This window comes from Bradyrhizobium sp. AT1 (assembly GCF_001590795.1).
GTDB lineage: Bacteria > Pseudomonadota > Alphaproteobacteria > Rhizobiales > Xanthobacteraceae > Bradyrhizobium.
The window spans coordinates 3745433-3755846 of the sequence record NZ_JXDL01000001.1 but is presented as its reverse complement, the minus strand read 5'-3'; the positions used below and the strand labels follow the sequence as shown (position 1 = coordinate 3755846).

12 protein-coding genes and 1 tRNA gene are annotated in these 10414 nt (G+C 64.9%); 7 read left to right on the top strand and 6 right to left on the bottom strand.

The genetic code is table 11. The features are described 5' to 3' along the window. Positions 1 to 127 precede the first annotated feature (127 nt). The 3 genes from SE92_RS17540 to SE92_RS17530 all read left to right on the top strand — a co-directional run bounded on the left by SE92_RS17540 (position 128) and on the right by SE92_RS17530 (position 1970). Positions 128 to 613 carry a hypothetical protein gene (locus SE92_RS17540; protein WP_063203598.1) on the top strand — a complete coding sequence of 162 codons (486 nt, stop codon included), beginning with the start codon at positions 128 to 130 and terminating at the stop codon, positions 611 to 613. A gap of 68 nt (positions 614 to 681) precedes the next feature. After that, on the top strand, positions 682 to 1164 hold the full coding sequence (greA, locus tag SE92_RS17535) for a transcription elongation factor GreA (protein WP_063196937.1): 483 nt from the start codon (positions 682 to 684) through the stop codon (positions 1162 to 1164). A 128-nt stretch (positions 1165 to 1292) separates the two neighbouring features. Next, positions 1293 to 1970 carry a hypothetical protein gene (locus SE92_RS17530; protein ID WP_063196935.1) on the top strand — a complete coding sequence of 226 codons (678 nt, stop codon included), beginning with the start codon at positions 1293 to 1295 and terminating at the stop codon, positions 1968 to 1970. 21 nt (positions 1971 to 1991) lie between these two features. On the opposite strand, the gene SE92_RS17525 is transcribed toward SE92_RS17530, so the two are convergent. After that, the gene (locus tag SE92_RS17525) at positions 1992 to 2765 is read right to left on the bottom strand and encodes an SDR family NAD(P)-dependent oxidoreductase (protein WP_063196933.1); all 774 of its coding nucleotides are present in this window, start codon (positions 2763 to 2765) and stop codon (positions 1992 to 1994) included. Positions 2766 to 2909: 144 nt separating this feature from the next. Between SE92_RS17525 and SE92_RS17520 the strand changes: the two genes are divergently transcribed. Beyond that, the gene (locus SE92_RS17520) at positions 2910 to 3683 is read left to right on the top strand and encodes an outer membrane protein (protein ID WP_063196932.1); all 774 of its coding nucleotides are present in this window, start codon (positions 2910 to 2912) and stop codon (positions 3681 to 3683) included. Positions 3684 to 3917: 234 nt separating this feature from the next. Here SE92_RS17520 and SE92_RS17515 read toward each other — a convergent pair whose 3' ends face one another. From SE92_RS17515 to SE92_RS17500, 4 genes are all read right to left on the bottom strand, one after another. Further along, complete coding sequence (locus tag SE92_RS17515) at positions 3918 to 4736, bottom strand: toll/interleukin-1 receptor domain-containing protein (RefSeq protein ID WP_198172682.1); 819 nt, start codon at positions 4734 to 4736, stop codon at positions 3918 to 3920. A gap of 658 nt (positions 4737 to 5394) precedes the next feature. After that, positions 5395 to 5469: transfer RNA gene (locus SE92_RS17510), tRNA-Val, on the bottom strand. 158 nt (positions 5470 to 5627) lie between these two features. Next, on the bottom strand, positions 5628 to 6920 hold the full coding sequence (locus tag SE92_RS17505) for a coiled-coil domain-containing protein (RefSeq protein WP_063196928.1): 1293 nt from the start codon (positions 6918 to 6920) through the stop codon (positions 5628 to 5630). Between the two features lie 122 nt (positions 6921 to 7042). After that, on the bottom strand, positions 7043 to 7648 hold the full coding sequence (locus tag SE92_RS17500) for a DUF1134 domain-containing protein (protein ID WP_063196926.1): 606 nt from the start codon (positions 7646 to 7648) through the stop codon (positions 7043 to 7045). Positions 7649 to 7787: 139 nt separating this feature from the next. On the opposite strand from SE92_RS17500, the gene SE92_RS17495 reads away from it, so the two are divergent. After that, positions 7788 to 8273, top strand: a complete 486-nt coding sequence (locus SE92_RS17495; RefSeq protein WP_063196924.1) for a YHS domain-containing (seleno)protein — start codon at positions 7788 to 7790, stop codon at positions 8271 to 8273. Between the two features lie 12 nt (positions 8274 to 8285). Here the strand turns inward: SE92_RS17495 and SE92_RS17490 are convergent, their stop codons facing one another. Further along, positions 8286 to 9107, bottom strand: coding sequence for a 3'(2'),5'-bisphosphate nucleotidase CysQ family protein (locus SE92_RS17490; protein WP_063196922.1), 822 nt, complete (start codon positions 9105 to 9107; stop codon positions 8286 to 8288). Between the two features lie 202 nt (positions 9108 to 9309). On the opposite strand from SE92_RS17490, the gene chpT reads away from it, so the two are divergent. Both chpT and SE92_RS17480 read left to right on the top strand, forming a co-directional pair. Then, complete coding sequence (gene chpT, locus SE92_RS17485; RefSeq protein ID WP_028134580.1) at positions 9310 to 9963, top strand: histidine phosphotransferase ChpT; 654 nt, start codon at positions 9310 to 9312, stop codon at positions 9961 to 9963. Between the two features lie 196 nt (positions 9964 to 10159). Then, the coding region (locus tag SE92_RS17480) for an Hpt domain-containing protein (protein ID WP_157095897.1) at positions 10160 to 10414 on the top strand (255 nt) is incomplete at its 3' end.

Here is a 10414-nt window from a genome sequence, read left to right as displayed (position 1 = left end):
GGCGCTCAGCCTCGCGCCGCTCGTGCGGCCTGCGACGAACCGCCTCTGCCAGGCGGAGTCCGGCCGCACATCCTCGGTGGCGGTCTGCGAGAGCAGTGCTAGAGTAGGCCGAATCCCGGGGGGAATGATGAGCGACGACGTGAAGGATGCTGGCCTTGTGGCCATGATCAGCAGCATCCTTGGAGGCAACAAGCGCACGGACAATGTTGCACCGCCGCCGCTCACCGATGGGCCGCCGACAGTCCCCTCGAACGGAGCCGAAGTGGTTGCCGCGCCCATCGCCGAGGCGGCGTCGGCGAAGCCAGAGGACGTGCCCAACGCTGCGCCCGTCGCCGCGGCGCCGGTCGAGCAGCCCGCGAAAATCGTCACGACGCGGGACGGCAAGCAGCTGCTGCCTGCCGAAGCGATCGCCGATCTCGTGCTGGGCGAGCTGCGCAAGCTGGAAGACTTTCCGGCGACCGGCACCTCGGTGACGGTCTACGGCTACCGGCATTGGAACGCGATGATCACCTTCGCGCCGTTCTCGACCAATTTCCAGAATGCGACGCGGTTCCGCCAGGCCGTGCCGGATATCGTGTTCAAGCTCCGTCGTTTCGTCGAACTTGAGATATAGTCTGGCGCGATCGCCGGCGGCGGAACACGCCCGCGCCGGTAGCCAGGACAGTTCGACAGGATCTTGCATTGAGCGTCGCCTTTACCAAGGAAGAAAGCGCCGAAACCGCGTCCGAGACGCTGTTGCCGGACCGCCCGATCTCGCCGCATCCGAACCTCGTGACGGAAAAAGGCCTGCAGGCGTTGCAGACGCAGCTTGCGGAAGCCCGCGCCGCCTATGAGGCCGCGCAGGCCATCGAGGACGTCAACGAGAAGCGCCGGCAATCGGCCGTGCCCTTGCGCGACGCCCGCTATCTGACGGAACGTCTGCGCACCGCGCAGCTCGTCCCCGATCCGGCGTCGACCGATGTCGTCGCCTTCGGCAGCACGGTGACCTTCAGCCGCGCCGACGGCCGCGTGCAGACCTATCGCATCGTCGGCGAGGACGAAGCCGACCCGAAAGCGGGGACGATCTCGTTCGTCGCGCCGGTGGCGCGCTCCTTGATGGGCAAGGCGGTCGGCGATGTCGCGGGCGCGGGCGCGCAGGAGATCGAGATTCTGGCGATCGCCTAGCGCGTGCAGGGCCGAACCGTGGATTGCGCGGCAAAGGGCGCTATCGACAGGAGCAATGCCATTCGCCTAAAGCATGATCGGCAACAGCGCGAGGCCGTCGTCTCCGCCAAACAAAGCTCGATGGTCGGATGAGACGGTTTCTGGCGGGAGCGCTGCCGTTCTACGCGCTGGCGGGCCTCGCCATGTGCATGTACCTCGTCCTGTACAGGACGAACCTGTTCGACTTGAACGCCCTCGTCCAGGGGGCGACCGGGTCATGGTGGTTTCCGGCCTTCATGTTCGCCTGCGTGCTCCTGGAGTCGGTCTTCCCGTATTTCGGCTATTTCCCGGGAACGGCGCTGATCCTGATGTCCGCGGCGCTCAATCCGAAATCCGCGGATGGCTCCGTCTTCGCCGCGGCGTGGCTCGCCATCATCGTGGGCGCAATTCTCAGCTACGGACAGGCTCGCTTCTTCAGACCGTTCCTGCAGCGGGTGGCGTCGAAGGCGGCGCTGAGCCGCTGTGAGTCCCTGTTCGACGCCTACGGCCGTTACGCGCGCATTGCCTTGTTCGTGCATCCCAACGCCTGCGCGATGTATTTCACGGCGCTCGGACTGCTCGGCCGCAATCTGACGCGCGAGCTCGCCTATCTCTGCGTGGGTGCTGCGGCCGCTGTCGGCATCCTGTTCGTCATCGTGACCAGGCTCGTGTCGTCCGTCGGCCCGACCGACGACGGCGAATTGCAGGTGCTGCTGGCCGCCGCGCTGGTCGCGATGGGAACGCTGGTCGGTCTCTACACGGCGTGGCGGTCGCAGCGGGCGGTGTGACGCCTGCTCCGTGATTGTGCCCTACACCTGCGGCAGCGCAACGCCCGTCAGCTTGCTCAATTGAGCGATGAGCGCATCCTGAAATGCCGGATCGGCCGCCTCGCTGGCGGGCTGCTGCTGTTCGAGATGATGCCAATAGCGCCCCGTCACCAAGGCCGCGGGCTCCTCGCTCGCCGCGAGCCAGGTTTGCGTCCGCTGTCCGGTGTCGATATCGACCGGCGCGCCCGCGCCGCCCATCTTCGTGCGCACCCAGCCGGGATCGACGGCGTTGCTCAGCACCTTGGGCCAGCGCCGCGCCAGTGCGAACGCCAGCGCGACCACGTGCAGCTTGCTCTCCGCATAGGCCTTGGCCGCATCCCAGGGCCGCTTGCTCCAGTCGAGATCGTCGAGCGAGCCCTCTCCACCCCGGTGCAATCCGCTGCTGAGATACACCAGCCGGCCCGGCCGCTGGATCAGCGCCGTCAGCATGTAGGGCGCCAGCGTGTTGATGGCGAGCGTTTCGGCGTGGCCTTCCGGCGTCGCGCCGCGGCTCGGCCGCGTGTAGACGCCGGCATTGTGGATGATCGCGTCCATGCGCCCGATCGCGTTGACCTGGTCCGCGATGGCCTTGGTCTCGGCCGCACTCTTGAGATCGCCGACCGCGATGCCCTGGACACGCGACCTCAGCTCGCCGAGCGCGTCGGCGCGATCGGCCGAGCGGGCGTGCAGCACCACGCGATGTCCTTGATCAAGCAGCGATTGCGCCGCCGCCCGTCCGAGGCCATCGGTGCTCCCGGTGATGAAGATGGTCGCCATGCGCTACTCCTGGCGTTGGGTGGCGGAGCCGGTTTGCCGGAGCAAAGTGGCCTCGAGGTGTTGCACGTGGATCACATCCAACCCCTCCAGAATCGATAAGATCAGGCCATTGCATGTCGTATGAGATTCGTTGGGGGGACGCTGATGAAGAAGTTCCTGTTGTCCATCGCAGCATTCGGGATGGCCTGGTCGAGCGCCAACGCGGCAGATCTGGCGGCGAGGCCCTATACCAAGGCGCCGCCGATGGTCGCCGCCGTCTACGATTGGAGCGGCTTCTACATCGGCGTCAACGGCGGCGGCGGATCGAGCCGCAAATGCTGGGATCTGATTTCGCCCGGACTTGGCATCGTCGTCCCGGAAGGGTGCCACGATGCCACGGGCGGCACGGCCGGCGGGCAGGTCGGCTTCCGTTGGCAGTCTGCCAACTGGGTGTTCGGCGTCGAAGGCCAGGGCAACTGGGCGGACTTCACGGGCGACAACATCTCCACGGTGCTCTTCCCGCCGACCGGTCTTCGCAACCGTTCGCACATCGAAGGGTTCGGCCTGATCACCGGGCAAGTTGGCTATGCCTGGAACAATGTCCTGTTGTACGTGAAGGGCGGCGGCGCGGTTGTGGCCGACAAATATCGCACCAACGACGTCGTCACCGGCGTGGAGTTCGACCGGGGCAGCGAAACGCGTTGGGGCGGCGTGATCGGCGGCGGCCTCGAATTCGGCTTGGCTCCGAACTGGACGCTGGGCGTGGAGTACGACCACATCTTCCTCGGCCATCGCGATGTCAGCTTCGCCGGCTCGGTCGGTTTCGGCGGCGTGCCTGCCGGCGCCTTCACCCGCAGGGAGCGGATCGGCCAGGATGTCGACATCGGGCTCGTGCGGCTCAACTACCGCTTCGGCGGTCCCATCATCGCCAAATACTAGCGGGGGGCTGCGGTGTGCAGCTTCCACGCCGTCGGCTGAGTTCTGCTCATGTCATCGCGCCGGTGTTTTGCCCGATCGGGCAAGCAGGCGGATTTGGGAAGCGTTGGCGGACTGATCCGACTGACCCCGGCTCCTGCGGATGAAGTTGTTTTCGACGTTGTTGATCGGCCGGTCACCTGCGGCGGTGAATCAGCAATCGGCGGGCAGGGGATGGTGGAGGGCCGCCCCATGTTCTCATCTGACTATGCGCCTGTCACGCATCATGTCTTGAATTTGCTGCAACTGCTGGCGGCGCTGAGCCTCCTGGTCCTGCTTACGCTTCTGGTCTTCGGCGGCTCGCTTTGCGGTTTCCGCGGCGAACTTTTGGGCTTCTGTTCGAGCCGTGATGTCGTTGTCCGTTGGGCGAATGAAAGCCAAGAGCGCCACCAAGATAGCCGTAGTGGCAATCGCCCCCCGCATCACGAAGAATGACAATTGTAGTCGTATCCGTTGCCAATCAAAGGTTGGCATCTGGGATCGTATCTTCCGCCACTCCAAGAATGGTATTTTGGATTGTATCGTCCTGACGATCTTCTTTCGTTTTTCCGCGAACCGCTCTTTGAGCAGCTGGTTAATGCCGGACTCGAGGCGCTTGACGTCCGCTATCATCGTTCGCGTCTGTAGCGACGCGGCGTTCCGATACGTGAAACTTTGAATGTCCTCGGGGAGGTCGTCTCGATGAGGCATCACTCCGCCATTGATCAGCAATGGAAGAATGATGATGTTGCGCTGGAGGGCGATCCGGATCTCGAACCTGACGAAGTCCTCGGTTTCCTTGATCCGTGCTAGCCCGGTTTCGCTGCGTTCAAGCCAATCAGGGCCGATCACGACGATCAGCACTTCGATCTGCTTAAGGATGGCCTCGAGTTCGGTGCGAAAATCCTTCCCCGGTGGAATATCATCGATATCGATGAATACATTTCCTGACCCATAACGGTCGCTGAGCTGCTTGTGCATCCAGTGAACAGCAGATGGATCATCTTTGCGACGGTAGGAGATGGCGATCTTAGTCATTCCGCCCGGTCCAGCCTGGTCCTGCCTCCGGCAATTGAGCCCGATAGGCCGCCGCATCTCGGCGCTCTCCATCTGGGTCGAGGCAGCATGTAACCGACCGGTTCGACGGAATTCATGGATAAGCGCCTTACCGAGGCTCCGATACAACCTGTTTGCGATCCACCAACAGCTCGCTGAGCCTGCCCGAAAGGCCAACTCATACAATTTTTGATATCCCTCCCGCGATTGCAAGCACAATACCGGTCTGGAAGCGGAACGATCAGGGCACCACTTTCCGGCGTCGTTGCAATCCCCAGCGGCCGTCAACAACCGCCCGGGCCTTCGCCCGCAGGGAGCGGATCGGCCAGGACATCGACATTGCTCTGGTGCGGCTGAAATACCGCTCCGGCGGTCCCATCATCGCAAAATACTAGCGGGCGGTGCTGCGGTGCTCGTACCAAGCCGTGGCGCGCAGGACCTTATCGCCGCAGCAATCCAATTCGGGAAAGTGATAACCCCTTGATCCGACTGGCGTCGGCTACTGTGCATGGGGTTGTTTTCGAGATTTTGACGGAGCGGAAGCAGGATGCCCCAGTCCGTCTACGCTCTTCGAGCTACGCCTGACACGCTTCGCCATGATGGGACGTGGCTGCGCCACGCGAAGCCTTTTGGCGAAGCGTGGTGGGCGCACAAGGGATCGAACCTTGGACCTCTCCCGTGTGAAGGGAACGCTCTCCCGCTGAGCTATGCGCCCGGGACCATCATGCCAACGGCCGGGCCTTTCGGCCGGCCGGCGCATCGGAGCCCGCGATTTAGAAGTGCGGGCTTGAGGTGTCAAGTTTCCAGGCGCCGCGGGGCCGGAAAACCTTGGCCTCCGCACGTAATTGGCGACGGAAGCCGGATTTTGGCCGCTTACGCGCCCTGCTGGCGGGCGCGGGAGGCGTGGGCCTGCAGCGCCCGGATCCGTTCGGCCAGCGTTCCGCCGCCCTCGGGCAGGCTCGGCGTGCCGTTGCTTGCGGCATCGTTGGCCGGGCGGGGCGCCGGCTTCGGCGGCTGGCCGGCCTCGGCCGCCAGCAGCGCCTCGATCGGCGAGTTCGGCCCTTCGAGCTGCATCGCGAGTTTCGCCACCTCGGCGGCGATGTCGTTGATACGCTCGCGCAGCAGCGCGTTCTCCATGCGCTCGGTCGCCCAGGAGCTCTCGGCCTGCTGCTGGATCGCGTTGAGGTCGCGCTGGAGCTTGGCGCGTTCGTCACGGGCGGTGCGCAGCTGCTCCTCCAGCGCGGTCTTTTCCGCGCGCAGCGCCTCCATGGCCGCCGACGATTTGCCGCCGCTGAGGCCTGCGATCTCGACGCGCAGCTCCTTGACGGTGCGCTCGTTGGCCTCATTGGCCTGGCGCAGCTGGTTGTTCTCGTACTCGCGCTCGGCGAGCAGCTTGCCTTGGGTGGCGAGGCGGCCTTCGAGGTCGGCGACGCGGCCCGACAGCATCTCGGCTTCCTTGACCTGTCCGATCAACTGGCGATCGAGCTCGGTGACGCGCTGGCTCAGATTCTCGACGCGGCCGCGGGCATCGCCGAGCTCGCGCGAGGCGGTCTCCGATTCCAGGCGCTCCTGCGCGAGGCGAGCCTGCGTCGCCGCGAACTCCTTCTCGGCATCGCCGACGCGGTTCTTCAATTCCTCGATCTGCGCACGCACCGCGACCAGCTCGACCTGACGGCTCTCCGCCATCATCGAGCGGTCCGAGAGTTCAGAGTTGATCTTGGCGAGCTCGGCCTGCTTGTCGGTCAGCGCGATCTCGGCTTCGCGCAACGCTTGGGTCTTGGCGTTGAATTCCTCTTCGGTGGCGCGGAGCTGCTCCTTCACCGCCTTCTCGCGCGCTTCGAGCGCGAAGATCGTGGCGTTCTTCTCGCCGAGCTCGATCTTCATGCGATTGATGGCGTCGCTCTTCTTGCCGAGCTCGGCAAGCTGGCTCGTGGTCTTGTTCTTGAGCTGGTCGACGCTCATCTCGAGCCGCCGCGCCGACATGGCGAATTCGGCGCGGAGCTGGTCCTTGTCGGCCTGGATCTCCGCCATCGACAGCGGCGTTGCGGCTTCCAGCCGGCGCGTGGTCAGGCGCACGGCGCGGTTATGCACCAGCGGCACGATCGCAAGCCCGCACAACATCGAGAGCAGGAAACCGATCGCCAGGTACATGATCGGTTCGACCATGGGCCAGAACTCCCAAGCTTAAGGAAAAATTCACCAACGACCATGCCATGGCGGCCCGGCAAAAAGCCAGCCCCGGCCTGTCGTTAACCTTGATCCCTAACAGGATGGGAGCGGAGAGGATCCTAGAACGGGTTCCAGGTCGCTCGCGGCGTGTATTTGAGATAGCCGATATTGGCGCCGAGCCGTAAGCCCAAGCCCGAACGGATCGGCACCAGCACGATGTTGTTGGCGGTCAGCGCCGTCATGCCGAAGCCGCCGATGATGTAGGCCGAGCCGTCGAGGCCGGCGAAGCGCTGGTAGATCGCGTTGGTGGCGGGCAAATTGTAGACCAGCGTCATAGTGCGCGCGCCGTCGCCGCCCCAGTCGAAGCCGAGCGAGGGGCCCTGCCAGTAGACGCGCAGATCGCCGGCGTTCTTGGTGTAGAGCGTGCCTTCGCCGTAGCGCAGGCCGGCGACGAAGGCACCCGAGCCTTCCTCACCCAGGATGTAGCCGTTGGGCAGGCCCCATTGGCTGATCGCCTTCTCGATGATCGAGGCGAGGCCGCGCGAGACGTTGCCGAAGAAACGGTGGCCGGCGCCGACGAGCTCGTCCGGCCCATAGGTGCTTGGCGTCGGGGTCCGCTGCGGCGGCGGCAGGTCCGGCGGCGGCGCGGTCTGCGCTGAAGCCGGCACGATCCAGCCCACCATCGCGGCAAGCGCGAGCGCAGCAAGGCGTGATGCGAAAGTCATAAAAGAACCCCTGGTACCGAAACCGGTCGCTTCCTTAACCTGGCGCCAACAGGCGTGGCTCTAGGTTGCGCCGGATGTCCCCTCGACTCGGATGTTATCCGCAGCAACTATGACGGCACAACGGCAGGAAGATAGCCCTTTGCGCCCCGGAATTGCCTTGATCAGCCTCCTCGTCTGCCTGCTGGCGGGCATAGGGATCACCGTCTCGGGGGTGCCGGCCAAGGCCGCCACCACCGAGCGCGTCGTCGTCAACCGCTTCACTGGCGTAGCGATCGAGGGCTTCGACCCCGTCGCCTATTTCGTTGATGGCCAGGCGGTGCAGGGGACGGCCGAATTCGAGACGAACCTCTGGGGCGCGGTCTGGCGCTTCCGCAACGAGGGCAACCGCGCCTCCTTCCAGGCCCATCCCGAAGTCTATGGTCCGCAGTACGGCGGCTACGATCCCGCCGACATCGCCCGCGGCGTTACCATCGCCGGCAATCCCCGCTTCTTCGCGATCGTCGCGCAGCGGCTGTACCTGTTCAGCCGCGAGGCCAATCGCGACGCCTTCGCCGCCGACCCCGAGCGGTTCCTCTATGAGGTTGGCAAGCGCTGGCCGGCGCTTCAGGACCAGCTCAGCCAGTAGCGGACTACCGCCTCAGAGTTCTGCGGCCTGCGGGTCGCCCCAGGCGATGAACTCCGGGATGATGAAGCCGCTCGCGTGCCGCTCGCCGAATCGGAGCTCGCCGCCTTTGCCGTCGGTCACCTTGCCGCCCGCCGCCGTCACGACCGCGGAGCCGGCTCCGACGTCCCATTCACAAGTGGGCCCGAACCGGGGGTAGATGTCGGCGCTGCCTTCCGCGATCCGGCCGAATTTCACCGCTGAGCCGGCCGTCCGTCTCACGGCATTGGGCCTGTTGTCGATGAAGGCCTCGCTCCTGGGGTCGCCGTGCGAGCGGCTCACCGTCGCGATCCAGGGCTCGCCTCGGGCCGGCAGCTTGCGGGTGTGGATCGGCTCGGCCGTGCCGATGCTGGTGCCGTCAAACCTCACGCGTTCGGCGCCGCGGCCGACGATGCCGCGCCACAGCAGGCCCAGCGCGGGCGCGCTGACGATGCCGAGCAGCGGCACGCCCGAGGTCACGAGGGCGAGGTTGACGGTGAACTCGTCGCGACCGGCAACGAACTCCTTGGTGCCGTCGAGCGGATCGATCAGGAAGAAGCTGCCCTCGAACGTCGGGGAGGCGAGCTGGGTCCGCTCTTCCGAGAGCGTCGGGATGTCGCCTGCGAGCTGTGCCAGGCCCTCCGCGATGATGCGGTCGGCGGCAAGGTCCGCCTCGGTGACCGGCGAGCCATCCTGCTTGCCGTCGACCCGCATCGCCGCGCGGTTGACGGCAAGGATCGCCTCGCCCGCCTTTACCACCAGCGCCGTCAATGGCTCCATCAGGCCGGATGCGGCCGCGCCGTCGATGATCCGCTTCACCTGGATGCCTCAATCATCGGCAATTCGTTCCTCTCGACTGATTCGGCCCCATCGATTCGATTGGGCTTATGACCGCCCCGGCGTGATCGCAAGCTAGCTGCCGCGGGCTGGCGAATGTTAGAACCCACAGCATCCGTCAAGCATGCGTGATTCGCGGCGTCCAGCGCCGTGCAATTCCAGGAACCCTCCAGGACCCCTTTATATGTCTGACGCCTCGTCGCCCGCGACCGCTACTGCTCCCGATATGCTCGAACTCGCCGCGCTCTTGTGCTCGCGGGTCTGCCACGATCTCATCAGCCCTGTCGGCGCCATCGTCAACGGGCTCGAGGTGCTCGACGACGATCCCAAGCCCGAAGACCGCGAATTCGCGCTCGACCTGATTCGCAAGAGCGCCAAGACCGCCTCGGCCCGGCTGCAGTTCTGCCGCCTTGCCTTCGGCGCGGCCGGCTCCTCCGGCGCGCAGATCGATCTCGGCGATGCCCAGACCATGGCGAAGGGCCACATCGAGGACGGCAAGTGCTCGATTACCTGGAATCTGCCGCGGCTTCTTTTGCCGAAGAACCGCGTCAAGCTGCTGCTCAACATGCTGGTCGTCGCCCAGCACACGATCCCGCGCGGCGGCATGCTGACGATCGACCCGATCGGCGAGGGCGAAACGATGAGCTTTCGCATCACCGCGACCGGCCATAATGCGCGTCTGCCGCAGAACATCTCCGAGCTGCTGAGCGGCGAACGCGGGCCCGCCGCGGATGCGCACGCGATCCAGCCTTATTATACGCGGCTGCTCGCGCAGGCCTGCGGGCTCACCGTGAAGCTTGCGCCGGAAGGCGAAGCCATCACCGTTACCGCTTCGTAAACAGCGCGGCGCGCTTCGCCTCTTAATCAAATCTTTACGAGGCGCTTCGGCTTGTCCGGGGCGCCTTATCTCTTTGTTGGGTCCGTTCTTTTGCACATACTCAACCAATATTAAACGCTTTGCGGTGAAGCTGGCCCCATTCCGAATAGGCGCATCACAAATCGTGCGCGCCCTTCCTGTATGAAGGCCTGTTTTCATGGATGATCTGTTGCGGGAGTTTCTGACGGAGACCAGCGAGAGCCTGGACACGGTGGACAATCAGCTGGTGAAGTTCGAGCAGGAGCCGAACAACGCCAAGATCCTGGATAACATCTTCCGCCTGGTCCACACCATCAAGGGCACTTGCGGCTTCCTCGGACTGCCCCGGCTCGAAGCGCTGGCGCATGCCGGCGAGACGCTGATGAGCAAATTCCGCGACGGCATGCCGGTGACGGCGGACGCTGTGTCGCTG